This is a genomic window from Actinomadura sp. NPDC000600 (genome assembly GCF_040492135.1).
Lineage (GTDB): Bacteria > Actinomycetota > Actinomycetes > Streptosporangiales > Streptosporangiaceae > Spirillospora.
Genome location: NZ_JBEUPD010000033.1, coordinates 21,710 through 45,015, shown reverse-complemented (window position 1 = coordinate 45,015; position 23,306 = coordinate 21,710). Strand labels below are relative to the sequence as shown.

General features: G+C 73.1%; 22 protein-coding genes. 17 read left to right on the top strand and 5 right to left on the bottom strand.

Annotation, left to right across the window (positions count from 1 at the left end; genetic code table 11):
• The first annotated feature begins 59 nt into the window (after positions 1–59).
• The 3 genes from cmk (at position 60) to ABWI07_RS34365 (ending at position 2,536) form a co-directional block, all read left to right on the top strand.
• Entirely contained in the window at positions 60–722 is a 663-nt protein-coding gene (cmk, locus tag ABWI07_RS34375; RefSeq protein ID WP_235036521.1) for a (d)CMP kinase, read from the top strand.
• 37 nt (positions 723–759) lie between these two features.
• Entirely contained in the window at positions 760–2,157 is a 1,398-nt protein-coding gene (gene der, locus ABWI07_RS34370; protein ID WP_502912881.1) for a ribosome biogenesis GTPase Der, read from the top strand.
• 175 nt (positions 2,158–2,332) lie between these two features.
• Positions 2,333–2,536 (top strand): hypothetical protein, encoded by a 204-nt coding sequence (locus ABWI07_RS34365; protein ID WP_353821119.1) that lies wholly within the window; start codon positions 2,333–2,335, stop codon positions 2,534–2,536.
• Here ABWI07_RS34365 and ABWI07_RS34360 read toward each other — a convergent pair.
• Entirely contained in the window at positions 2,533–3,135 is a 603-nt protein-coding gene (locus ABWI07_RS34360) for a hypothetical protein (RefSeq protein ID WP_353821118.1), read from the bottom strand. The two genes, ABWI07_RS34365 and ABWI07_RS34360, sit on opposite strands and share 4 nt — an antisense overlap.
• Positions 3,136–3,226: 91 nt before the next feature.
• Between ABWI07_RS34360 and ABWI07_RS34355 the strand changes: the two genes are divergently transcribed.
• Complete coding sequence (locus ABWI07_RS34355; RefSeq protein WP_353821117.1) at positions 3,227–4,357, top strand: nucleoside 2-deoxyribosyltransferase domain-containing protein; 1,131 nt, start codon at positions 3,227–3,229, stop codon at positions 4,355–4,357.
• Position 4,358: 1 nt separating this feature from the next.
• Here the strand turns inward: ABWI07_RS34355 and ABWI07_RS34350 are convergent, their stop codons facing one another.
• A complete protein-coding gene (locus tag ABWI07_RS34350) occupies positions 4,359–5,438 on the bottom strand; it encodes an alpha/beta hydrolase (RefSeq protein WP_353821116.1) in 1,080 nt (359 codons plus the stop codon).
• A 175-nt stretch (positions 5,439–5,613) separates the two neighbouring features.
• On the opposite strand from ABWI07_RS34350, the gene ABWI07_RS34345 reads away from it, so the two are divergent.
• From ABWI07_RS34345 to soxR, 7 genes are all read left to right on the top strand, one after another.
• Positions 5,614–6,021: a TOBE domain-containing protein gene (locus ABWI07_RS34345; protein ID WP_353821115.1), complete on the top strand. Its 408-nt coding sequence runs from the start codon at positions 5,614–5,616 to the stop codon at positions 6,019–6,021.
• Positions 6,022–6,030: 9 nt separating this feature from the next.
• Entirely contained in the window at positions 6,031–6,810 is a 780-nt protein-coding gene (modA, locus tag ABWI07_RS34340; RefSeq protein WP_353821114.1) for a molybdate ABC transporter substrate-binding protein, read from the top strand.
• Positions 6,807–7,640 (top strand): molybdate ABC transporter permease subunit, encoded by an 834-nt coding sequence (gene modB, locus ABWI07_RS34335; RefSeq protein WP_353821113.1) that lies wholly within the window; start codon positions 6,807–6,809, stop codon positions 7,638–7,640. The genes modA and modB overlap by 4 nt, the downstream gene beginning before the upstream one ends.
• Positions 7,637–8,761: an ABC transporter ATP-binding protein gene (locus tag ABWI07_RS34330; protein ID WP_353821112.1), complete on the top strand. Its 1,125-nt coding sequence runs from the start codon at positions 7,637–7,639 to the stop codon at positions 8,759–8,761. Before modB ends, ABWI07_RS34330 begins: the two co-directional genes overlap by 4 nt.
• 178 nt (positions 8,762–8,939) lie before the next feature.
• Positions 8,940–10,757, top strand: a complete 1,818-nt coding sequence (locus ABWI07_RS34325) for a phosphoenolpyruvate carboxykinase (GTP) (RefSeq protein ID WP_353821111.1) — start codon at positions 8,940–8,942, stop codon at positions 10,755–10,757.
• A gap of 136 nt (positions 10,758–10,893) precedes the next feature.
• Positions 10,894–11,472 (top strand): HdeD family acid-resistance protein, encoded by a 579-nt coding sequence (locus ABWI07_RS34320; protein ID WP_353821110.1) that lies wholly within the window; start codon positions 10,894–10,896, stop codon positions 11,470–11,472.
• Positions 11,473–11,589: 117 nt separating this feature from the next.
• A complete protein-coding gene (gene soxR / locus ABWI07_RS34315; RefSeq protein ID WP_149257176.1) occupies positions 11,590–12,147 on the top strand; it encodes a redox-sensitive transcriptional activator SoxR in 558 nt (185 codons plus the stop codon).
• 9 nt (positions 12,148–12,156) lie between these two features.
• Here the strand turns inward: soxR and ABWI07_RS34310 are convergent, their stop codons facing one another.
• Together ABWI07_RS34310 and ABWI07_RS34305 are read right to left on the bottom strand one after the other, a co-directional pair.
• Entirely contained in the window at positions 12,157–14,550 is a 2,394-nt protein-coding gene (locus tag ABWI07_RS34310; protein WP_235036517.1) for a glycoside hydrolase family 65 protein, read from the bottom strand.
• Positions 14,547–15,296, bottom strand: coding sequence for an HAD family hydrolase (locus ABWI07_RS34305; protein WP_149257175.1), 750 nt, complete (start codon positions 15,294–15,296; stop codon positions 14,547–14,549). The genes ABWI07_RS34310 and ABWI07_RS34305 overlap by 4 nt, the downstream gene beginning before the upstream one ends.
• Before the next feature lie 156 nt (positions 15,297–15,452).
• Between ABWI07_RS34305 and gnd the strand changes: the two genes are divergently transcribed.
• Positions 15,453–16,877 carry an NADP-dependent phosphogluconate dehydrogenase gene (gene gnd, locus ABWI07_RS34300; protein ID WP_149257174.1) on the top strand — a complete coding sequence of 475 codons (1,425 nt, stop codon included), beginning with the start codon at positions 15,453–15,455 and terminating at the stop codon, positions 16,875–16,877.
• A gap of 92 nt (positions 16,878–16,969) precedes the next feature.
• Here gnd and ABWI07_RS34295 read toward each other — a convergent pair whose 3' ends face one another.
• Positions 16,970–17,155 carry a hypothetical protein gene (locus ABWI07_RS34295; RefSeq protein WP_149257173.1) on the bottom strand — a complete coding sequence of 62 codons (186 nt, stop codon included), beginning with the start codon at positions 17,153–17,155 and terminating at the stop codon, positions 16,970–16,972.
• A gap of 99 nt (positions 17,156–17,254) precedes the next feature.
• Between ABWI07_RS34295 and ABWI07_RS34290 the strand changes: the two genes are divergently transcribed.
• From ABWI07_RS34290 to ABWI07_RS34270, 5 genes are all read left to right on the top strand, one after another.
• Positions 17,255–17,851, top strand: a complete 597-nt coding sequence (locus ABWI07_RS34290; protein ID WP_353821109.1) for an HDIG domain-containing metalloprotein — start codon at positions 17,255–17,257, stop codon at positions 17,849–17,851.
• Between the two features lie 96 nt (positions 17,852–17,947).
• Positions 17,948–20,455, top strand: a complete 2,508-nt coding sequence (locus tag ABWI07_RS34285; protein WP_353821108.1) for a DEAD/DEAH box helicase — start codon at positions 17,948–17,950, stop codon at positions 20,453–20,455.
• Between the two features lie 10 nt (positions 20,456–20,465).
• Entirely contained in the window at positions 20,466–21,269 is an 804-nt protein-coding gene (locus tag ABWI07_RS34280; protein WP_353821107.1) for a carbon-nitrogen hydrolase family protein, read from the top strand.
• A 97-nt stretch (positions 21,270–21,366) separates the two neighbouring features.
• The gene (locus tag ABWI07_RS34275; RefSeq protein ID WP_149257169.1) at positions 21,367–22,209 is read left to right on the top strand and encodes an LLM class flavin-dependent oxidoreductase; all 843 of its coding nucleotides are present in this window, start codon (positions 21,367–21,369) and stop codon (positions 22,207–22,209) included.
• A gap of 59 nt (positions 22,210–22,268) precedes the next feature.
• Positions 22,269–23,210 carry a hypothetical protein gene (locus ABWI07_RS34270; RefSeq protein ID WP_149257168.1) on the top strand — a complete coding sequence of 314 codons (942 nt, stop codon included), beginning with the start codon at positions 22,269–22,271 and terminating at the stop codon, positions 23,208–23,210.
• Positions 23,211–23,306 lie beyond the last annotated feature (96 nt).

Here is a 23,306-nt window from a genome sequence, read left to right as displayed (position 1 = left end):
TGCGCGCCGGCGCGGCGACGAGCGCCGCCCGCTTCACGACGAACAGAGAGGGAGCGATCGTGCCGCTCGTCATCGCCATGGACGGTCCGTCCGGGTCGGGGAAGTCCAGCGCGTCCAAGGGCGTCGCCCGGGCGCTCGGGCTGCGCTACCTCGACACGGGCGCCATGTACCGCGCCATGACGTGGTGGATGCTGGAGAACGGCGTGCCGGTCGAGGACGGCGCCGCCGTCGCGGCCCGCGCGCAGGACCCGGTGATCGAGTCCGGCACCGACCCGGCGGCGCCGACGATCACGGTGGACGGGACGGACGTGTCCGGCCCGATCCGCACCCGCGCGGTCACCAACGCGGTCAGCGCCGTCAGCTCCGTCCCGGCGGTGCGCGCCCGGCTCGTGGAGCTGCAGCGCGAGATCATCGGGAGCGGCGGCATCGTGGTGGAGGGGCGCGACATCGGGACGGTCGTCGTTCCGGAGGCGCCGGTCAAGGTGTTCCTGACGGCGAGTCCCGAGGTGCGCGCGGCGCGGCGCGCGAAGGACCTGGCCGCCGACCCGGGCGCGTCGGTGACGGTCACGCAGGCCGAGCAGGAGCGGCGCGACCGGCTCGACTCGACGCGCAAGGCGTCGCCGCTGGCGAAGGCGGCGGACGCGCACGAGATCGACTCGTCCGGGCTGGGCTTGGACGAGGTCATCGAGGCGGTCGTCCGCCTCGCCAAAGAGCATGAGTGAGCGGGCGGCCTGAGGGCCCCCGCCGGGGAATGTGACAGTGAGCGATTTCGAGATCGAGACGGTGGACGCCGTCCTGGACGTCGACCAGGACCTCGACCAGGACGCGGGCCCGGCGCCGGTCGTGGCCGTGGTGGGGCGGCCGAACGTCGGCAAGTCCACCCTGGTCAACCGGATCCTCGGCCGCCGCGAGGCCGTCGTGGAGGACGTCCCGGGTGTGACCCGCGACCGGGTCGCCTACGACGCGACGTGGAGCGGGCGCCGGTTCACCGTCGTCGACACCGGCGGCTGGCTGCCGGACTCCTCCGGCCTGGCCGCGGCGATCGCCGAGCAGGCCCGGCTGGCGGTCGACCTCGCCGACGTCGTGATGTTCGTGGTGGACGCGACGGTGGGCGCCACGGACGTGGACGAGGCCGTGGTGGAGATCCTGCGCCGGTCCGGCAAGCCGGTGATCCTGGTCGCCAACAAGGTCGACGGCGTGGCCGCCGAGTCCGACGCGGCGCTGCTGTGGTCGCTCGGCATCGGCGAGCCGCTCCCGGTCAGCGCCCTGCACGGGCGCGGCAGCGGCGACCTGCTCGACGCGGTGCTGGAGGCGCTGCCCGAGGAGCCCCCGGCGGAGACGTTCGGCGAGACGGGCGGGCCGCGCCGGGTGGCGCTGCTGGGCCGCCCGAACGTCGGCAAGTCGAGCCTGCTGAACAAGCTGGCGGGGGAGAACCGCGCCGTCGTGGACTCGGTGGCGGGCACGACCCGCGACCCGGTCGACGAGCTGATCGAGCTCGGCGGCAAGACGTGGCGGTTCATCGACACCGCCGGGATCCGGCGCCGGCACCGCGAGAACCAGGGCGCCGACTTCTACGCGACGCTGCGCACGCGGTCGGCGCTGGAGCGCGCCGAGGTCGCGGTCGTGCTGGTGGACGCCGACCAGCCGCTCGCCGAGCAGGACCTGCGGATCATCTCCATGGTGATCGAGTCGGGCCGGTCGCTGGTCATCGCCTACAACAAGTGGGACCTCCTGGACGAGGAGCGCCGCCACTACCTCGAACGCGAGATCGACCGGCAGCTGCACAACGCGCGGTGGGCGCCGCGGGCGAACATCTCCGCCAAGACCGGCCGGCACATGGAGAAGCTCGTGCCGGCCATCGAGACGGCGCTGGAGGGCTGGGGCACCCGCGTCCCGACGTCCAAGCTGAACCAGTTCTTCGCCGACCTGGTGAACTCGCATCCGCACCCGGTGCGGGGCGGCAAGCAGCCCCGCGTGCTGTTCGCGACGCAGGCGGGGGTGCGGCCGCCGCGGTTCGTGCTGTTCACGTCGGGCTTCCTCGAGGAGGGCTACCGGCGGTTCATCGAGCGGCGGCTGCGGGAGGAGTTCGGGTTCGACGGGACGCCCCTCGACATCACCATGAAGATCCGCGAAAAGCGCGGCAAGGGCAAGAAGTAGCCGAAATACCGCGCCCGCGGCCCGCCGGGGATCTTTCCCGGCGGGCCGTTCGCATGGCAGGATGCCCATGCGGGATGAGTAAGTCTTCCATTACTCGCTGATCCCGCGACGGACGCGTTAGCACGTCCGGGCTCCCGGGGCTTCCGGACGCCCGGGCGCAGTCGAGGGGTGTGACGTGAAGCTGCTGCTGCTCATCTCCGTCGCCGTCGTCTGCGTGGCGCTCAGCTTCGCGTGGCGGGAGCCCTGGATCGGGGGCGTCGGCCTGCTGGTGGCCTTCGTCGCCATGTTCACCGACCGCGACGACGTGCGGCTCGACGACGAGCGCGGCAGCTACGAGACCACCAAGTCCGTCCGCAACATGCGGCGCCGGAGCCGCTAGCGCTCCCAGCGCGGCTCGCCCGCGACGTGCTGGTCACCGGTCGGCGGCTGGCCCTGCCCGGGCTGGTTCTCCCGCGCGTAGCGCCCGTACACGAGCGGTTGGGTGGTGTTCGAGCCGGGCGGTTCGGGCTCGTCGAGCCGCCGTTCGCGGACGCCGACCACCGCGAACCTGCCGAGCGCGAGCGCGGCGAGGAACACGATCACGACGCCGAGGCCGGTGAACCCGGCGAGGTACTCGGCGACGTGCCGCCCCTCGGTCGTCCCGAGCGGGGCGCCGACGCCCCGCACGTCCCACAGCGGGGACAGGACCGGTCCGACGGCGAACCAGGCGCCGCCGAGCGCGGCCAGCCAGCCGCCGAACATCCCGGCCGCGCGGTTGGCGCTGAACAGCAGGATCAGCCCGCCGAGCGCGGCGGCGGCTCCGGGGGCGATGCTGAGCTGCAGGCGGTCGGTGTTGTAGACCCAGGTGTCGTCCGGCGCGAATCCGAAGTCGAAGTAGGGGCCGGCGAGGGGCAGCAGTGCCCCCCACAGCCCCAGCAGGATGAGCAGGATTCCGCTGAGGGCGCCCCGGGTGCGCGGAACTCGCATGGTCCCAGCCATGATCGATTCCTCCTGACCGGGCGTGTGATTCTGTTATGAACAGCGTTTACCCCTTAGTAGGCGGTCCACACGACCGGATAGGAGGCGCCGCATGGACAACGACGTCATCGTCGTCCACGCGCGGGAGGAGCCGCCGGATCGCTGGGACGCGGCCGTCTTCCTCGCCGGGCCCACGCCCCGGACGCCCGGCGTCGCCTCGTGGCGGCCGGACGCGCACGTCGAGCTCCGGGCCCGCTGGCAGGGCGGCGGGCGGCTGGTGGTGTTCGACCCCGAGCACCGGGAGGGCCGCTACGACGACTACGACGGCCAGATCGAGTGGGAGGAGAGCTGCCTGCACCTGGCCGACGAGGTCGTCTTCTGGGTTCCGCGCGACCTCGCGACCATGCCCGCCTTCACCACGAACGTGGAGTGGGGGATGTGGCATGACAGCGGCCGGGTGGTCTTCGGCGCGCCGCCGGACGCGCCGAGGAACGGCTACCTGCTGCACTACGCGGAGAAGTCCGCGGTGCCGACGGCCGCCGCCCTGCCGGAGACGGTCGCGGTGGCGCTGCGCCGGATCGGCGCGGGCGCGCCCCGGGCCGGCGGCGAGCGCGAGATCCCGCTGCTGCTGTGGCGGGACGCGGCGTTCCAGCGCTGGTACACCGGGCAGCGGGACGCGGGCAACGAGCTGCTCGGGGCGCGGGTGGTGTTCCGGTTCGGGGTCTGCTGGGGCCTGCACGTCCGGGTCCGCGTCGCCGCGGAGGACCGGGTCAAGGACAACGAGATCGTCATCGGGCGCCCGGACATCTCGGCCGTCGTGCTGTACCGGCCCGGCGCGACGCTCGACGAGACGGAGGTCGTGCTCGTCCGGGAGTTCCGGAGCGCGGGCGCCGACGGGGCCGTCCGCGAGCTGCCGGGCGGCTCGGGGCCGGGCCGCCCGCTGGAGGTGGCGGTCGCCGAGGTCGCCGAGGAGACCGGGCTCGCGCTGGAGCCGGGCCGGCTGCGCGAGCACCGCTCCCGGCAGCTGAACGCGACGCTGACCGCGCACCGCGCCCACCTGTTCTCCGCCGAGGTCACCGCAGGCGAGCTGGAGCGGCTCCGGGGCGCCGGGCCGTTCGGGGTGGCGGCGGCGGGCGAGCGCACCTACGTCGAGGTGGCCTCCTTCGGGCGGATCAGGCGGGAGGGGCTCGTGGACGCCGCCAACCTCGGGATGATCGCCGAGGCGCTGCTGGAGGCGCGCTGACTCAGCCGTCCAGGGCGTCGCGGACGAACGCGCCGAGCGCGGCGATCGCCGCGCGCGACTCCGGCAGGTACGGCCCGAACATCTGGAACACGTGGAGCTGCCGGTCCCACACCTGGAGCGTGACCGGGACCCCGGCCTCGGCGAGCCGCCGCGCCATCAGCTCGGAGTCGCAGTACAGCAGCTCGGTGGACCCGGCGGTGAGCAGCACGGGCGGCAGGCCGGCGAGGTCGGCGCGGACGGGGGAGACCGCCGGGTCGGTGAGGTCGAGATGCCCGAGGAACCCCTCGACGAGGCGTTCCAGCAGCGGCCCGGGGTCGGACGGGTCGAGGCCCATGTTGGCGTGCGCGAGCTTGCTCGTCAGGTCCATGTCGAGCATGGGGGACAGGGCCGCGAGCGCGGCGGGCATCGGCAGCCCCTCGTCGCGGGCGCGCAGCGCCGTGGCGAAGGTGAGGTGGCCGCCCGCCGAATCCCCCATGATCACGATGCGCGCGGGGTCGATCCCGCGCTCCTCCAGCAGCCACCGGTAGGCGGTGACGCAGTCCTCGACCTCCCGCTCGAACGGGACCGCGGGGATCATCCGGTAGTCCACCGACAGCGCCGCGACGCCGGCCGCGGCGGCGAACGAGGCGATCATCCGGCGGTGCGTGTTGAGGCCGCAGGCGATCCAGCCGCCGCCGTGCAGGTACAGGATCGCCCGGTCCCGGGGCGGTGCGGTGTCGGGCGTGCGCACCCACTCCGCGCCGAAGCCGTCGAAGCCGACCTTCTCCACGCGGATCCGCCGCGGGGTCCAGACCCGCGCCGCGAGCCGGTCGAGGTGCGCGGCGCGGCGCAGGGCCGCCTCGTCGAACGGGCGGCCCGCGTACCGGGCGAGGCCGGGCCGGACGAGCCGCCGGACGCCGGCCGAGATCGCCCGGGAGCGCAGGCTCGCCGTCCCGTGCCGCTCGATCACCAGGGTCGCGGGTCCTCGCCCCGTCCCGGCCCGCACCGTATCGGCCTGCACGGTCTCGGCCTGCACGGTCTCGGCCTGCACGGTCTCGGCCTGCACCGTCTCGCCTTGCGCCGTGTGGTCCTGCGCTGTCACGGGGGTCCTCCTCGCGGACGGGGGATGTAAGTAGATGGTGACATTCGGAGGGAGGGGCGGGGAAGGCGGGGGAGGGTCCTGTAGCACCTGCGAGTCATACGTCGTGGCACTCCTCGCAATATCAAGTTGCAGGCCGCTCTTTCTCTCGCATGTGCGGCTGGCTAGGCTGGGCCGGGTGACGACGTTCAGCATCAGCGAGGCCGCCGCGCTTCTCGGGGTCAGCGCGGACACCGTCCGCCGGTGGGTGGACGGCGGCCGGCTCCCGGCGTCCCGGGACGAGCACGGCCACCGGCGGGTGCCGGGGGCGGAGCTGGCCGCCTTCGTGCGCGACCAGGCGCGCGGCGGCGCGCCGTCCGAGCAGGGCGAGCGCTTCTCGTCGGCGCGCAACCGGATGCGCGGGATCGTCACCGACGTCCGGCGCGACGGGGTGATGGCACAGGTCGAGATCCAGGCGGGGCCGTTCCGCGTCGTGTCGCTGATGAGCCGCGAGGCGGCCGACGACCTCGGCCTGGAGCCGGGCGTGGTCGCCGACGCCGTCGTCAAGTCCACGAACGTCGTCGTCGAAGTGCCGGACCAGGGCTGAGGAGGGACCATGCTCAAGCGCACCGCGGCGGTGGCGGCCCTGTCGCTCACCGTCCTGGCCGGCTGCGGCGACGTCCCCGACAAGGGCCCGACCGGGACGGGCGAGGCGGGCGGCGGCAAGGACGTGACGGTGTTCGCGGCGGCCTCGCTCACCGAGGCGTTCACCGCGCTCGGCAAGGCCTTCGAAAACGCGCATCCCGGCGTGCGGGTCAGGTTCCAGTTCGGCGGCAGCTCGACGCTGGCCCAGCAGATCACGCAGGGCGCCCCGGCGGACGTGTTCGCGGCCGCGAGCCCCGCCACCATGAAGACCGTGACCGCCGCCGGGGACGCGTCCGGGCAGCCGCGGGTGTTCGCCCGCAACCGCCTGGTCATCGCCGTCCCGAAGGGGGATCCAGGCAAGGTCGCGAAGGTGGGCGACCTCGGCAGGCCGGGATTGAAGGTCGTCCTGTGCGCGGTGCAGGTCCCGTGCGGGGCCGCCGCCAAGACGGCCCTGGCCGCGGCCGGGGTCGAGGTCAAGCCGGTTTCGCGTGAGCAGGACGTCAAGGCCGTGGTGACGAAGGTGGGGCTGGGGGAGGCCGACGCGGGGCTCGTCTACCGCACCGACGTGAAGGCCGCGGCCGGCAAGGTGACGGGCATCGAGTTCCCGGAGGCCGGCAAGGCGATCAACGACTACCCGATCGTCGAGGTCGCTAAGGCGCCGCACGGCAAGCTCGCCAAGGAGTTCATCGGGCTGGTGGCCGGTGAGCAGGGCAGGTCGGCGCTGAGCGGGGCGGGCTTCGAGCTGCCGTGAGGCGTCCGCGGAAGGCGTTCCAGGCGGCGGGGGTGGTCGACCGGCTGCCGGGCAGGCCGCCCTGGGTGTTGCTCGTGCCCGCGCTCGCCGGGCTGGCCTTCCTGGTGCTGCCCCTGCTCGGCCTGCTCGTCAGGGCGCCGTGGTCGACGCTCGGCACGCGGCTCCTCCAGGCGCAGGTCCTGGAGGCGCTCCGCCTGTCCCTGCTCACCGCCACCCTCGCCACCGGCCTGTGCCTGCTGCTGGGCGTCCCGCTCGCCTGGACGCTCGCCCGGGTCCGCTTCCCCGGCGTCCGGCTCGTCCGGGCCCTGGTGACCGTGCCGCTGGTCCTGCCGCCGGTGGTCGGCGGCGTCGCGCTGCTGCTCGTGCTCGGCCGCCGCGGGCTGGTCGGCGGGTGGCTGGACCGCGCCTTCGGACTGACGTTCCCGTTCACCACCGCGGGCGTCGTGCTCGCCGAGGCGTTCGTGGCGATGCCGTTCCTGGTGATCAGCGTGGAGGGCGCGCTGCGCGCCGCCGACCTGCGCTACGAGGAGGCCGCCGCGACCCTCGGCGCCGGCCGCTGGACGGTCTTCCGCCGGGTCACGCTGCCGCTGGTCGCGCCCGGCGTCGCGGCCGGGGCGATCCTGTGCTGGGCGCGGGCGCTCGGCGAGTTCGGCGCGACGATCACGTTCGCGGGCAACTTCCCCGGCCGGACGCAGACCATGCCGCTCGCGGTGTACCTGGCGCTGGAGACCGACCCGCAGGCGGCGATCGTGCTCAGCCTGGTCCTGCTCGCCGTCTCGGTCGTCGTCCTGGCCGCGCTCCGGGACCGGTGGGTGGACGGCACCAGATGAGCGGACGCACCGGGACGGGCGGGCACGGCGTGACACGCGGGACGGGCGGAGCGGCCCGGTCCGGGGCCGGGAGCGGCTCCCAGGGGCTGGACGCGCGGCTCGTCGTCCGGCGCGCCGCGTTCGACCTCGACCTCGCGCTCACCGCGGGGCCGGGCGAGGTCGTGGCCCTGCTCGGCCCGAACGGCGCCGGCAAGAGCACCGCGCTGCGCGCCCTGGCCGGGCTCGTCCCGATGGCGGGCGGGCACGTCCGGGTGGACGGCGCGGACCTGCGCCCGCTGCCGCCCGACCGCCGCGGCATCGGCATGGTCTTCCAGGACTACCTGCTGTTCCCGCACCTCACGGCGCTGGACAACGTCGCCTTCGGGCCGCGCTCCCAGGGTGCCGGGCGCCGCGCGGCGCGGCGGATCGCCGCCGGCTGGCTGGAGCGGGTGGGGCTCGCCGAGTACGCCTCCGCCCGCCCGCGGGCCCTGTCGGGCGGGCAGGCGCAGCGGGTCGCCCTCGCCCGCGCGCTCGCCGTCGACCCGCGCCTACTGCTGCTGGACGAGCCGCTCGCGGCGCTCGACGCGCACACCCGGCTGGAGATCAGGGCCGCGCTCCGCCGCCACCTCGCCGGGTTCGAGGGCGCGGCCGTGCTCGTCACGCACGACCCGCTGGACGCCATGGTGCTCGCCGACCGCATCGCCGTCGTCGAGGGCGGGCGGCTCGTCCAGGAGGGAACGCCCGCCGAGGTGGCGCGCCGCCCGCGCACCGGCTACGTCGCGCGGCTGGTGGGGCTGAACCTCTACCGGGGCCGGGCCGAGGCGGGCACGGTCGTGCTGGGCGGCGGCGCCGCGACCCTCGACACTGTCGACTCGCTCGAAGGTGAGGTGTTCCTCGCCTTCTCGCCATCCTCGGTGGCGCTGTACCGGACCCGTCCCGACGGCAGCCCGCGCAACCTCTGGCGCACCCGCGTGGGCGCGGTCGAACGGCACGGGGACCGCGTGCGGGTGCGGCTGACGGGACCGCCTTTCGACGCCGTCGCGGACGTCACTCCGGCCGCCGTCGCGGAGCTCCAATTGTCGGAGGGAACCTCCATATGGGCGGCCGTGAAGGCCACGGAGACCCACGTTTACCCAGCTTGAGCGCGTCCATGCCGGGAGGTGGCCGAGTGCCGCCGACCGGTACCGACGCTTGGTGATATCCCTCACAAAATCGGGCACCATGCCCCAAAAGCGGACGTGATTGGTCCAGACCAAATGGCAAAAACGACGGGTCTTGTTCATCATGCAAACATCCTGCGAACAGCTGAAGGAGACGCCCGTGTCCAACCAGGTCCCCGGCCTCGACCAGGCCCCTACCGGCCACACCGAACTGATTGAGTGGGTACGCGGGATCGCCGAGCTGACCCGACCCGACCGGGTCGAGTGGTGTGACGGCTCGGAGGAGGAGTGGGAGCGGCTGACCGGTCTCCTCGTCGAGCAGGGCACCCTGACCCGGCTCGACCCGGCCAAACGGCCCAACAGCTTCCACGCGGCCTCCGACCCCACCGACGTCGCCCGCGTGGAGGACCGGACGTTCATCTGCTCCGAGAAGGAGGAGGACGCCGGCCCGACGAACAACTGGATCGCCCCCACCGAGATGCGGGAGACCCTGAACGGTCTCTTCGACGGCTGCATGAAGGGCCGCACCATGTACGTGGTGCCGTTCTGCATGGGCCCGCTCGGGGGCAACATCTCGCAGCTGGGCGTTGAGATCACCGACTCCGCCTACGTCGCCGTCTCCATGCGGATCATGACGCGGATGGGCGAGGGCGCGCTGCGGCTCATCGAGGAGCGCGGGTCGTTCGTCAGGGCCGTCCACTCCGTCGGCGCCCCCCTGGAGCCGGGCCAGGAGGACGTCAAGTGGCCGTGCAACTCCACCAAGTACATCACGCACTTCCCCGAGACCCGGGAGATCTGGTCCTACGGGTCCGGGTACGGCGGCAACGCGCTGCTCGGCAAGAAGTGCTACGCGCTGCGCATCGCCTCGACCATGGCCCGCGACGAGGGCTGGATGGCCGAGCACATGCTCGTGCTGAAGCTGACCCCGCCGTCCGGTGAGACCCGCTACGTCGCCGCGGCGTTCCCCTCGGCGTGCGGCAAGACCAACCTCGCCATGCTGGAGCCGACCATCCCCGGGTGGAAGGTCGAGACCATCGGCGACGACATCGCCTGGATGCGCTTCGGCGACGACGGCCGCCTGTACGCGATCAACCCGGAGGCCGGCTTCTTCGGCGTCGCGCCCGGCACCGGCGAGAGCACCAACGCCAACGCCGTGAAGACGCTGTGGGGCAACAGCATCTTCACCAACGTCGCCCTCACCGACGACGGCGACGTGTGGTGGGAGGGCCTCACCGACGAGCCGCCCGCGCACCTGACCGACTGGAAGGGCAACGACTGGACGCCGGACTCCGAGAGCCCGGCCGCCCACCCGAACGCCCGCTTCACCACCCCGGCCGGGCAGTGCCCGATCATCGCCGACGAGTGGGAGGACCCTAAGGGCGTCCCGATCTCGGCGATCCTGTTCGGCGGCCGCCGCGCCTCCGCCGTCCCGCTCGTCACCGAGTCGTTCGACTGGCAGCAGGGCGTGTTCCTCGGCGCCAACGTCGCGTCCGAGAAGACCGCCGCCGCCGAGGGCACCGTCGGTGAGCTGCGCCGCGACCCGTTCGCGATGCTGCCGTTCTGCGGCTACAACATGGGCGACTACTTCGGCCACTGGCTGGAGATCGGCAAGGCGACCGACCCCGAGAAGCTGCCGCGGATCTACTACGTCAACTGGTTCCGCAAGAGCGCCGACGGCAAGTTCATCTGGCCCGGCTTCGGCGAGAACAGCCGCGTGCTGAAGTGGATCGTCGAGCGCCTCAACGGCAAGGCCGACGCGGCCAAGTCCCCGATCGGGCACCTGCCGACCAAGGAGGCGCTCGACACCGAGGGCCTCGACCTCGACGACGCCGACCTCGAGACGCTGCTGTCGGTCGACACCGAGGTGTGGAAGCAGGAGGCCGCCCTCGTGCCGGAGTTCCTGGAGAAGTTCGGCGACCACACGCCGAAGGCGCTGTGGGACGAGTACCACGACCTGGTGCGCCGCCTGGAGAACTGACGCGGAGGCGGCACCGGGCCGCCGGCCGCATGCACGGGCCGGTCGCGGACTTTGCGAAGTCCGCGACCGGCCTTGGCGTTTCCCACAGGGAGCGGGGGTCAACACTGGAAAGAGTCCTCGTCCCCGGGAGGCCGGAATGTTCGACCTGATGACCCGCCACTGGTGGGTGCTCGCCCTGCGCGGCACATTCGCGATCATCTTCGGCATCGTCGCCTGGGTGTGGCCGGGCATCACCGTCTTCGCGCTGGTCCTGCTGTTCGGCGCGTACGCCCTGGTGGACGGCGTGTTCGCGGTGGCCCAGGCGATCCGCGGCACCTCCGGCGGGCCGCGCGGGCTGCTGGCCCTGTCCGGGGCCGCCGGGGTCGCGCTCGGCATCGCGGCGCTGGTGTGGCCCGGCATCACCGCGTTCGTCCTGCTGATGCTGATCGCCGCCTGGGCGGTCGCCACCGGCGTGCTGGAGATCGGGGTCGCGCTCGCGCTGCGCAAGGAGCTGAAGGGCGAGTGGGCGTACGTCCTCACCGGCGCCGTCTCGCTGATCTTCGGGATCATGCTGTTCGCCTGGCCCGTGTCCGGGGCGATCGCCATCGTCTGGCTGATCGGGCTGCTGGCCATCCTGACCGGCGCCGCCATGATCGGCGCGGCGTTCCGGCTCCGCCGGCTCGGCCAGGTGGCCGAGCGGCCCGGCGGCACGAGCCCGGCCGCCCACCACTTCTAGGCGGCCCCCGCCCCCGGCCCGGCCTGATCACGGCCGGGCCCGACCCTCGGCCGCCCGGTGCGGCGGGCCGCACGGCGGAACCTCAAGTGCGGTTGAGGAACGCGTAGGATGCGGTGCATGACGCGGCTGGAGCACCGGGTGCACGAACTGACCGTCGGGCAGCTCGCCGAGCGGAGCGGCGTGGCCGTCTCGGCGCTGCACTTCTACGAGTCCAAGGGGCTGATCAGGAGCCGCCGCACGGCGGGCAACCAGCGGCGCTTCAGCCGGGACACGCTCCGCCGCGTCTCGTTCATCAAGGTCTCGCAGCGCGTCGGGATCCCGCTCAGCGACATCCGCGAGGCGCTCGCCACCCTCCCCGAGGAGCGCACCCCCACTGCGGCGGACTGGGCGCGGCTGTCGGAGGCGTGGCGCAGCGACCTCGATCAGCGCATCCGGCAGCTCGAACGGCTCCGCGACGACCTCACCGAGTGCATCGGCTGCGGCTGCCTGTCGATCAGCAAGTGCGCGCTGGCCAACCCCTACGACCGGCTCGGGGACGAGGGACCGGGCCCGCGCCGGCTGCTCGTCCGCGCCGGCGCGGGCGAGGCCGCGCCCCGCCCGGCGGGCGGGACGCGCCACGCCCCGCCCGACGACGGCTGCGAGGGCCCCTGCCCTCCGGAGGGCGGCCCCGCCTAGCGGCCCCGCCTAGCGGCGGCGGGGGTCGCGGCCGTGCGGGTCGATGCGCCGTGGGGCCGGCTCCCGCCCCGCCGGCTGCGTCACCGGCGGGCACACCGGGATCTGCTCGATCGGCAGCTCGACGGGCTCGTCGGCGAGGGTGAACCGCTCGCCGTGGTGCCACAGCGTGAGGCCCTTGCCGTCCAGCAGCTCGTAGCGGGCCGCCTCACCGGTCACGCTGACCTTGATCCGGTTGCCCCGGTACCGCATCCGGAACGCCAGCCGGCTGATCCCGCCGGGCAGCCGCGGGGCGAACCGCAGCGTGCCCTTGCCCGCCCGCATGCCGCCGAACCCGGCGACGAGCCCGCTCCACGCGCCCGCCATCGAGGCGATGTGCAGGCCGTCGCGGGTGTTGTGGTTGAGGTCGTGCAGATCCATCAGCGCGGTCTCGCCGAGGTAGTCGTGCGCCAGCTCCAGCTGGCCGACCTCGGCGGCGACGACCGCCTGCGTCTGCGCCGACAGGGAGGAGTCGCGGACGGTCAGGCCCTCGTAGTAGGCGAAGTCGCGCTCCTTCTGCTCGTCGGTGAACGCGTCCCCGCACAGGTGCAGGGCGAGCACCAGGTCCGCCTGCTTGACCACCTGCTTGCGGTAGAGGTCGAAGTACGGGTAGTTGAGCAGCAGGGGATAGTGGTCGGGCTTGGTCGCCGAGAAGTCCCAGCGGGCGTGGTTGGTGAAGCTCTCGCTCTGCGGGTGGACGCCGAGCCGCTCGTCGTAGGGGATGAGCATCGCCGCCGCCGCGTCCCGCCACGACGCCGCCTCCTCGGCGTTCACGCCGAGCCGGTCGGCCACGTCCGGGTGGCGCATCGCCGTCTCGGCGGCCTCCTGGAGGTTCCGGCGCGCCATCAGGTTGGTGTAGACGTTGTTGTCCACGACCGCGCTGTACTCGTCGGGGCCGGTGACGCCGTCGATGCGGAACACCCCGCCCACGTCGTGGTGGCCGAGGCTCCGCCACAGCCGGGCCGTCTGCACCAGGATGTCGAGGCCGATCTCCCGCTCGAACTGCTCGTCCTGCGTGGCGTCCACGTACCGGACGACGGCGTCGGAGATGTCGGCGTTGATGTGGAACGCGGCCGTGCCCGCGGGCCAGTAGCCCGAGCACTCGTGCCCGCGGATCGTCCGCCAGGGGAACGCGGCGCCCTCCAGGCCGAGCTGGTTGGCACGGTCCCGTGCCAGCGGCAGCGTCATGTGCCGCCAGGCCAGGGCGTCGGCCGCGGCGCCGGGGGAGGTGTAGGTGAGGACCGGCAGCACGAACGTCTCGGTGTCCCAGAACGTGTGCCCGTCGTAGCCCGGCCCCGTCAGCCCCTTGGCCGGGATCATGCGGCGCTCCGCGCGGGCGCCCGCCTGCAGCACGTGGAACAGCCCGAACCTGACCGCCTGCTGGATCTCGGCGTCGCCGTCGACCTCGACGTCCGCGCCCTCCCAGAACTCGTCGAGGTACTCGCGCTGCTCGTCCAGCAGGCCCTGCCAGCCGGTCTGCCGCGCGCCCGCCAGCGCCCCCACCACCTGGTCGTGCAGCGCGGGGCGCGACCGCCGGCTGGACCAGCCGTAGGAGATGTACTTGACGATGCGCAGCCGCTGCCCCGGCTCCAGCCGTGTCGCGACCGTCAACCGCCCCACGTCCTTGGAGCTCTCGGTGTCGATCGCCATCGACTCCGGGCCCTCGATGTCGTGCGACATCCCGGCGGCCATCCGCAGGCCGCTCTGCCGCGTCCGGTGCAGCAGCAGCACCTTCGTGCCGTTGGAGACGTGCTCCTCGCTGACGAGCGGGCTGCTCAGGATCGCCGAGGCGCGCGGGTCCTTGCCGCCGCCGGGCAGCGCCTCGTTGGCCACCAGCTCCGACTGGGCGACCACCCGGACCGCCGCGTCGACCGGCTCGACCTCGTAGCAGATCGCCGCCACGGCCCGCTGGGTCAGCGACACCATCCGGACCGACGTCACCCTGATCGTCCGGTCGGCGGGGGACGTCCACTCCACGTGCCGGGTCAGCGTCCCCGCGCGCATGTCGAGGATCCGCTCGTGGTGGTGGAGGCGTCCGTAGCGCACGTCGAGCGGCTCGTCGTCGACGAGCAGCCGGATCACCTTGCCGTTGGTGACGTTGATGACCGTCTGGCCCATCTCGGGGTAGCCGTAGGCGGTCTCGGCGTGCGGCAGCGGGCGCTGCTCGTAGAAGGAGTTCAGGTAGGTGCCGGGCAGCCCGTGCGGTTCGCCCTCGTCGAGGTTGCCGCGCATGCCGACGTGCCCGTTGGAGAGGGCGAACACCGACTCGGTCTGGGCCAGCCGGTCGAGCCGCAGCTCCGGCTCGCGCACGCACCAGGGCTCGACCGAGAACACGGGTCGGTCGGCGTTCATCTGGCTGTCGCTCACGGCGCCTCCAGCAGTTCGGACAGGTCGTCGACCACCACGTCGGCGCCGTTCTCGGCGAGCGCCTTCGCGTGCTCGTCGCCGACCCGGTTGACGCCGACGACGTAGGCGAACCCGCCGGCCCGGCCCGCCTGGACGCCGGCGAGCGCGTCCTCGAAGACGACGGCCTTCTCGGCCGGGACGCCCAGCTCCTCGGCGCCCGCGAGGAACGTGTCGGGGGCGGGCTTGCCGGGCAGGTGCCGCTCCGCCGCGACGACGCCGTCCACGCGCGCGTCGAACAGGTCGGTGATGCCCGCCGTCCGCAGGACCTGGACGGTGTTGGCGCTGGAGGAGACCACGGCCGTCTTCAGCCCGGCCTCGCGCGCCTTGCGGACGTAGTCGATCGACCCGTCGAACGTCTCGACGCCCTTCTCCTCGATCAGCTTCAGGACGAGGGCGTTCTTGCGGGTCCCGAGGCCCCTGACGGTCTCCTTCTCGGGCGGATCGTCCGGGTCGCCCTCGGGCAGCGTGATGCCGCGCGACTCCAGGAAGGAGCGCGTCCCGTCCTCGCGCCGCTTGCCGTCGACGTACCGGCCGTAGTCGCGCACGGGGTCGAACTCGGTGAACGGCTCACCGGTCCGCTCCGCGCGCTCGCGCAGGTAGCCGTCGAACATCTCCTTCCACGCCGCCGCGTGAACGGCGGCGGTACGGGTCAGCACCCCGTCGAGATCGAAGAGACACGCGGCCGCCCCGTCCGGCAGTCCCAGCATCGCACCCCCTGGCAGATGGCAGTATCGAAGTGATCCTTTTAAGCGCGACCCGTTCCCGCGCCGAGCGCGGACATGCGGGCCCGGGCGCTCGAACGGGGGGATCATGAGCCGCGTACAACCCCTTGGCCAGGGTCGCACACGAGGAGGAGTCAGCCAATGCACAAGGCGCGAATCGGTGTCACCGGACTCGCGGTGATGGGACGGAACCTGGCCCGCAACCTCGCCCGGCACGGGCACCCGGTGGCCGTGCACAACCGCACGTCCGCCCGGACCAAGGCGCTGGTGGAGGAGTTCGGCGGCGAGGGGACGTTCCTGCCGGCGGAGACGCCGGAGCAGTTCGTCGAGTCCCTGGAGCGGCCACGGCGGCTCGTCATCATGGTGAAGGCGGGCGGTCCGACCGACGCCGTCATCGACGAGTTCGCGCCGCTGCTCGAACCCGGCGACATGATCGTGGACGGCGGCAACGCCAACTTCGCCGACACCCGCCGCCGGGAGGCCGCGCTCCGCGAGCGCGGGATCCACTTCGTCGGCACCGGCATCTCCGGCGGCGAGGAGGGCGCGCTGCACGGCCCGAGCATCATGCCGGGCGGCTCCGCTGAGTCCTACGAGGCGCTCGGCCCGCTGCTGGAGGACATCTCCGCCAAGGTCGACGGGACGCCCTGCTGCGTCCACGTCGGCCCCGACGGCGCCGGGCACTTCGTGAAGATGGTGCACAACGGCATCGAGTACGCCGACATGCAGCTGATCGCCGAGTCCTACGACCTGCTGCGGCACGCCGCCGGACTCGCGCCCGCCGAGATCGCCGAGGTCTTCCGCACCTGGAACACCGGCCGCCTGGAGTCCTACCTGATCGAGATCACCGCCGAGGTCCTCGCGCACACCGACGCCGCGACCGGCAAGCCGTTCGTGGACGTCGTCCTGGACCAGGCCGAGCAGAAGGGCACCGGCCGCTGGACCGTGCAGACCGCCCTCGACCTCGGCGTGCCCGTCGGCGGCATCGCCGAGGCCGTGTTCGCCCGGTCCGTGTCCGGCCACGCCGCCCTGCGCGAGGCCGCGCGGGGCCTGCCCGGGCCGTCCCGCACGGCCGTCGCGGGCTCCGGCTTCGCCGACGCCGTGGAGAAGGCCCTGTACGCCTCGAAGATCGTCGCGTACGCGCAGGGGTTCCACGAGATCCAGGCGGGCAGCGCCGAGTACGGCTGGAACATCGACCTCGGCGCGATGGCCACGATCTGGCGCGGCGGCTGCATCATCCGGGCCCGCTTCCTGGACCGCATCCGGGCCGCCTACGAGGCCGACCCGGAGACGCCGACGCTGCTGACCGACGACCACTTCGCCGAGGCCGTCGGCGACGCGCAGGACGCCTGGCGCGAGGTGGTCGCCACCGCCGCGCGCCTCGGCATCCCCGCGCCCGGCTTCTCCACCGCCCTGGCCTACTACGACTCGCTGCGCGCCGACCGCCTGCCGGCCGCGCTCACCCAGGGCCAGCGCGACTTCTTCGGAGCCCACACCTACCGCCGCACCGACCGCGACGGCTCCTTCCACACCCTCTGGGGCGGCGACCGCACCGAGGTGGGCGCCTGACGGTCAGCCCTCCAGGCCCGCCGGGAACGCGAGCGCGCTCGCCTTCCCGGCCCCTGGGGCAGAGACCGCGAGGACGGCGGCGCGGTCGCGGGTCACGACTCGTCGTCGGCGTCGAGTTCGACGCCCGCGATCGGGTTGCCGTCGCGGGTCCCGCTTTCGGCGTCGCTCTCGTAGCCCTCATCGGCGCTGTCGGTGCCGGGGACGACCCGCTCGTGCGGCTGGTCCTCCCGCCCCGAACCGGCCCCGGGCCCCCGCTTCTCCGGCTCCCTCTCCTCCATCGCTCGGCTCCTCTCGTGCGCCTCGTTTCGTTCCGCCCTTTCTTGCCGATCGGTCCGCCCCTAACCACCCGCGGGGCCGCCCCGGCCTAAGGTCGTGGGGTGGAGATTCCAGGGACCGACGAGATCCGGGCCTTGCACGAGCGGTACGCGCCCGGGGCCGCGGCGTTCGAGGCGGTATGGACGCACTGCGTCATCGTGCGCGAGATCGCCGAGCGGCTCGTGGAGGAGGCCGGGCTCGCGGTCGACGCCGACCTCGTGCGGGCCGGGTGCCTGCTGCACGACCTCGGCGTCTACCGGCTGTACGGCCCGTCGGGGCAGATCGACCTCACGGGATACGTCCGGCACGGGGTGCTCGGCCACGCCATACTCCGGGAGGAGGGGTTCCCCGAGGAGATCTGCCGGTTCTGCTCGTGCCACACCGGTGTCGGCCTGACCCGCGACGACATCGCGCGGCAGGGGCTCCCGGTGCCCCCGGGCGACTACGTGGCCGTGACCGGGGAGGAGCGGCTCGTCATGTACGCCGACAAGTTCCACAGCAAGACCGAACCGCCGACCTTCGTGTCCGCCGGCACCTATGCCGGACGCGTCCGGCGGTACGGGGAGGACAAGGTCACCGTGTTCGAGGCCATGCGGGAGTCCTTCGGCGAGCCCGACCTCGGCCCCCTCATGGAGAAGTACGGCCACGGGGTGGTCTAGGACGCGGGGCGCCGTCACCAGGGCACGGGGTGCCATCACCGGGACGCGGGGCGCCGTCCGGCGCGGGCAGTGGGCGATCGGGGGCAGGATGGAGGGGTGAGCCTTATCGATGAGCTTCCTTCCGGAAACGACGCCGACGCCGACTCGCTCTTCGAGGCGTTCGAGCGGTGGGTGTCGGGACGCGGGATCACCCTGTACCCCGCCCAGGAGGAGGCGCTCATCGAGGTGGTCTCCGGCGCGAACGTGATCCTGTCGACGCCGACCGGGTCGGGCAAGAGCCTGGTGGCGGCGGGGGCGCTGTTCGCGGCGCTCGGCAAGGACCAGGTCGGGTTCTACACGGCGCCGATCAAGGCGCTGGTGTCGGAGAAGTTCTTCGACCTGTGCGAGATGTTCGGGCGCGACAACGTCGGGATGATGACCGGCGACGCCAGCGTGAACGCCGACGCGCCGATCATCTGCTGCACGGCCGAGGTGCTGGCGAACATCGCGCTCAGGGACGGCGCGGACGCCGACATCGGCGTGGTCGTGATGGACGAGTTCCACTTCTACGCCGAGCCCGAGCGGGGATGGGCGTGGCAGATCCCGCTGCTGGAGCTGCCGCAGGCCCAGTTCCTGCTCATGTCGGCCACCCTGGGGGACGTCTCGTTCTTCCAGAAGGACCTGGCGCGGCGGACGGGGCGGCCGACGGCCCTGGTGACCTCGGCGGAGCGGCCCGTCCCTCTCATCTACGACTACCGGGTCACGCCGCTGCACGAGACGATCGAGGAGCTGCTGGCCGAGCAGAAGGCGCCGATCTACCTGGTGCACTTCACGCAGGCGGCGGCGATCGAGCGGGCGCAGGCGCTGATGAGCATCAACGTGTGCACCAAGGCGGAGAAGGCGCGGATCGCCGAGCTGATCGGCAACTTCCGGTTCACCACGAAGTTCGGGCGCAACCTGTCGCGGTTCGTCCGGCACGGCATCGGCGTCCACCACGCCGGGATGCTGCCCAAGTACCGGCGGCTGGTGGAGCGGCTCGCGCAGGCCGGGCTGCTCAAGGTCATCTGCGGGACCGACACCCTGGGGGTGGGGGTGAACGTCCCGATCAGGACCGTCGTCTTCACCGCGCTCAGCAAGTACGACGGGCACCGGGTGCGGCGGCTGAGGGCGCGGGAGTTCCACCAGATCGCCGGCCGGGCGGGGCGGGCCGGCTTCGACACGGTCGGGTTCGTCGTCGCGCAGGCGCCCGAGCACGTGGTGGAGAACGAGAAGGCCCTGGCCAAGGCCGGCGACGACCCGAAGAAGCGGCGCAAGGTCCAGCGCAAGAAGCCGCCGGAGGGGTTCGTCGGCTGGGACGAGGACGTCTTCAAGAAGCTGCAGGAGGCCGAGCCGGAGATGCTCCGGTCCCGTTTCCAGGTCAGCCACGCGATGCTGCTGTCGGTGATCGCGCGGCCGGGCAACGCGTTCCAGGCCATGAAGCGGCTGCTGACCGACAACCACGAGGAGCCCGCGGCGCGGCGCAGGCACATCTCCCGGGCCATCGCGATCTACCGGTCGCTGCTGGCGGGCGGCGTCGTCGAGGTGCTGCCGGAGCCGGACGACGTCGGCCGGTACGCCCGCATCACCGTCGACCTCCAGGAGGACTTCGCGCTCAACCAGGCGCTGTCGACGTTCGCGCTCGCGGCCTTCGAGATCCTCGACCCGGCGTCGCCGTCGTACGCGCTGGACGTCCTGTCGGTGATCGAGGCGACGCTGGAGGACCCGCGGCAGATCATCGCCGCGCAGGTCAACCGGGCGCGGGGCGAGGCCGTCCAGGAGATGAAGGCCGAGGGCATCGAGTACGAGGAGCGGATGGAGCTGCTCCAGGACGTCGACCACCCGAAGCCGCTGGAGGAGGAGCTCGGCGCCGCCTACGAGGTGTACCGGGCCGGGCACCCGTGGGTCGGCGACCACCCGCTGCGCCCGAAGTCGGTCGTGCGCGACATGTACGAGCGGGCGATGACGTTCACCGAGTACATCGGCTTCTACGAGCTGGCGCGGGGCGAGGGCCTCGTCCTGCGGTACCTGTCGGGGGCCTACAAGGCGCTCCAGCAGACCGTCCCGGAGTCGATCAAGACCGACGACTTGATCGACCTGATCGAGTGGCTGGGCGAGCTGGTCCGGCAGGTCGACTCCAGCCTGCTGGACGAGTGGGAGCAGCTCGCCAACCCCGCCGCCGAGGACCTGGACGAGCCGATCGAGGAGCGGGTTACCAAGGTGACCGCGAACGCGCGGGCGTTCCGCGTGCTGGTGCGCAACGCGATGTTCCGGCGGGTCGAGCTGGCCGCGCTGGAGCGCTACGGCGAGCTGGGCGCGCTGGACCCCGACTTCGGCGCCGGCGCGTGGGCCGAGGCCATGGACCGCTACTTCGAGGAGCACGACGAGCTGCTCACCGGGGCCGACGCGCGGGGGCCGAAGCTGCTCCAGATCGAGGAGGTCCCGGAGGACGCCCTGTGGCGGGTCCGGCAGGTGTTCGACGACCCCGCGGGGCACCACGACTGGGGCATCAGCGCCGAGGTCGACCTCGCGGGTTCCGACCAGGAGGGCGAGGCCGTCGTCCGGGTGACCGGCGTCGACCGGATGTAGGAGGCAGCGGATGGTGCGGGTGGCGGTGGCGCAGTTCGCGCCCGGAACCGACAAGGACGAGAACCTCGCGGCGATCGGCGGGCTGGCCGCCGAGGCGGCCGGGCACGGCGCGCGGGTCGTGGTCCTGCCCGAGTTCGCCATGTTCACCGCGCCGAGGATGGACCGGCGGTTCGTCGACTCGGCCGAGCCGCTGGACGGCCCGTTCGTGCGCGGCCTCGGCGACCTGGCCCGGCGGCACGGCGTCCACGTCGTCGCGGGCGTGAACGAGCGGCTGGACGACGACCCGGACCGGATCTCCAACACCCTCGTCGCCGTCGCCCCAGGCGGGGACGTCGTCGCCGAGTACCGCAAGATCCACCTGTACGACGCGTTCGGGTACGAGGAGTCGGCGCTGGTGCGGCCCGGCGGGATCGGCGAGCCGGAGACCTTCGCCGTCGACGGCGTCACGTTCGGCATGCAGACCTGCTACGACGTCCGGTTCCCCGAGGTGACGCGGCGGATCGTGGACGCGGGCGCCGACGTGCTGGCGCTGCCCGCCGAGTGGGTGCCGGGCCCGCTCAAGGAGGACCACTGGCGGACGCTCGTGCGGGCCCGCGCGATCGAGAACACGATCTACGTGGCGGCCGCCGACCAGTGCGCCCCGACGGGCGCCGGCAACAGCATGGTCGTCGACCCGATGGGCGTCGTCGTGGCCGCGCTGGGGGAGGGGACCGGCGTCGTGTCCGGGGACGTCTCGCCCGAGCGGATCAAGGCCGTCCGGGCGAAGAACCCGGCGCTCGACCTGCGCCGTTTCACCGTCACCGAGTCCGGCTAGCGGCCCCCGCCGCGCGGGGACCGGCTCCCGGGCCCTTGACAAATGAGTGAGTGCTCACTCAAATGGAGGTGTCCGGCGGCGAACGGGAGGCGGGCAGATGGCTGATCGGCGGTTCAGGTTCGCGGTGATGGCCGCGTGGGCGCGGGACGGCGCGGACTGGGCGGCGCAGGCGCGGCGCGCCGAGGAGCTCGGATACGCGACGCTGCTGACCCCCGACACCTCGGGCACGGCGATGCCCGCGGCGTCCCTCGCCGCGGCGGCGGGCGCCACGACGACGCTGCGGGTCGGCACGTTCGTGCTCTCCGCCGCGACCCGCCCACCGCACATGATCGCCTGGGAGGCCGCCTCGATGGCGTTCGCCACCGGGGACCGGTTCGAACTCGGGATCGGCGCCGGGCGGCCCGGCGGCGAGGACGACGCCGCGCTGTTCGGCGTCCCGTACGGGTCGGGCGCCGAGCGGCTGGCCAGGGTGGAGCGGGTGCTCGACGCGGTCGCGCGCCCGCCGGAGCGCCTGTTCGCGGGGACGGGCCGCGCGCCGCGCGTGCTCGTCGCCGCGTCGCGGCGCCGGATGCTGGAGCTGGCCGCCCGGCGGGCCGACACGGTCGCGTTCGGGGTGCCGCCGATGACCGACGACGTGCGGCTGGCCGAGTACGTGGAGATCGTCCGGAAGGCGGCGGGCGAGCGGTTCGACGACCTCGAGCTGTGCACGCAGGTCCACGTCGTCGGGGACGAGGTGCCGGAGTGGCTGAGCCGGCAGATGAACGTGGACACCGCCGCCCTGGCGAGTTCCGCCGCGATCGCGAAGCTCTCCGGGACGCCCCGCGAGATGGCCGACACGCTCGCCCGCCGGCGGGACGAGCTGGGCGTGTCATACGTGTCGGTCGCCTCCGCGTTCGCCGAGGAATTCGCGCCGGTGGTGGAGTTGCTCGCGGGCCGCTGACCCGCACGCGAACCTTCGGGGGCCGACCCGGAACTCACGGCCCGCGCGGGGAGTCGTAAATGATCGTGAATTCCAACAGCCACGACATCATCGGCACCGCCCTCGTAGACGCGTTCGCGCAGCGCGGTTATCAGGCGGCGCTGCCCGACCCCGACACCGTCGCCGTCACGCTCAGGGACGGCACCCGTGTGCAGGCGGGCATCGCGGAATGGCGGGCGCACGCCGGGCGGAACCCGAGGTCCGCGCTGCCGGGCATCGCGGCCCAGTACGCCGACCAGGCGGTGCAGGCGCTCGAGCGGCGCCCGGCTCCGCCTCCGGCCGGCGGAACGCCCGACGTCATGAGCCTGCGCGTCCGGCTCTATCCCGAGGAGGCGCTCGACGAGCGGATGCGGGCCGCCCTCGTGACCCGGCCGCTCGCACCCGGGCTGCTCCAGACCGTCGTCATGGACTATCCGGACTCGATCGTGCCGCTCAACCGGGTGGACCTCGGCGGCCTGCCCGAGGCCGAGGCGTTCGGTCACGCGCTGACGCAGTCGATCGAGCGGGAGCCCCACTACGTCCAGGCCACCGACGTGCAGGGCATCAAGATCGCGAACATCGGCGAGCAGCACCGCTACATCGGCGCGCACGTCCAGGTCCTGCGGCGCTACTTCCCCGGGCCGCTGCCGTTCGGCGCACTGGTCGCGTTCCCGCTCCCGGAGTACGTCATGGTCCACGAGATCGGGACCGAGCAGCACCTGGTCCTCGCCATGAAGACCGTCCAGGACGCCGCGGCCAGGCTCGCCGGCACGGGGGAGAAGCCGATCAGCCCGCAGGTGTACTGGTGGCGGCCGGGCGACTACGAGGCCCTGCCCGAGCGCGACGCCCTGTTCGGCGGGCGCGTCCCGGACCTGCGGCCCGTGGGCGTCCAGGTCGAGCAGGGCGGGGAGCGCCTCCAGGTCGGACTCGTCGGCGACCACACCGCCGCGCTGGTGCAGGGCTGGGAGGCGGCGCGCCGCTGAGCGCGGCCGGGGCGTCCCGAAGACCAGGCGGGGGTATCGAGGTGGCAACGTCGCGGCTATTTTCCGTGTCCGGTCGGCTGCTAAGCGTGACCATCG

Excerpts from the sequence above, each read along its gene's own strand:
- ABWI07_RS34360 (WP_353821118.1), bottom strand. The coding sequence starts at position 3,135 with ATGGCTGGGACCATGCGAGTTCCGCGCACCCGGGGCGCCCTCAGCGGA.
- ABWI07_RS34355 (WP_353821117.1), top strand. The coding sequence starts at position 3,227 with ATGGACAACGACGTCATCGTCGTCCACGCGCGGGAGGAGCCGCCGGAT.
- modA (WP_353821114.1), top strand. The coding sequence starts at position 6,031 with ATGCTCAAGCGCACCGCGGCGGTGGCGGCCCTGTCGCTCACCGTCCTG.
- ABWI07_RS34330 (WP_353821112.1), top strand. The coding sequence starts at position 7,637 with ATGAGCGGACGCACCGGGACGGGCGGGCACGGCGTGACACGCGGGACG.
- ABWI07_RS34320 (WP_353821110.1), top strand. The coding sequence starts at position 10,894 with ATGTTCGACCTGATGACCCGCCACTGGTGGGTGCTCGCCCTGCGCGGC.
- soxR (WP_149257176.1), top strand. The coding sequence starts at position 11,590 with ATGACGCGGCTGGAGCACCGGGTGCACGAACTGACCGTCGGGCAGCTC.
- ABWI07_RS34305 (WP_149257175.1), bottom strand. The coding sequence starts at position 15,296 with ATGCTGGGACTGCCGGACGGGGCGGCCGCGTGTCTCTTCGATCTCGAC.
- gnd (WP_149257174.1), top strand. The coding sequence starts at position 15,453 with ATGCACAAGGCGCGAATCGGTGTCACCGGACTCGCGGTGATGGGACGG.
- ABWI07_RS34295 (WP_149257173.1), bottom strand. The coding sequence starts at position 17,155 with ATGGAGGAGAGGGAGCCGGAGAAGCGGGGGCCCGGGGCCGGTTCGGGG.
- ABWI07_RS34280 (WP_353821107.1), top strand. The coding sequence starts at position 20,466 with ATGGTGCGGGTGGCGGTGGCGCAGTTCGCGCCCGGAACCGACAAGGAC.
- ABWI07_RS34275 (WP_149257169.1), top strand. The coding sequence starts at position 21,367 with ATGGCTGATCGGCGGTTCAGGTTCGCGGTGATGGCCGCGTGGGCGCGG.
- ABWI07_RS34270 (WP_149257168.1), top strand. The coding sequence starts at position 22,269 with ATGATCGTGAATTCCAACAGCCACGACATCATCGGCACCGCCCTCGTA.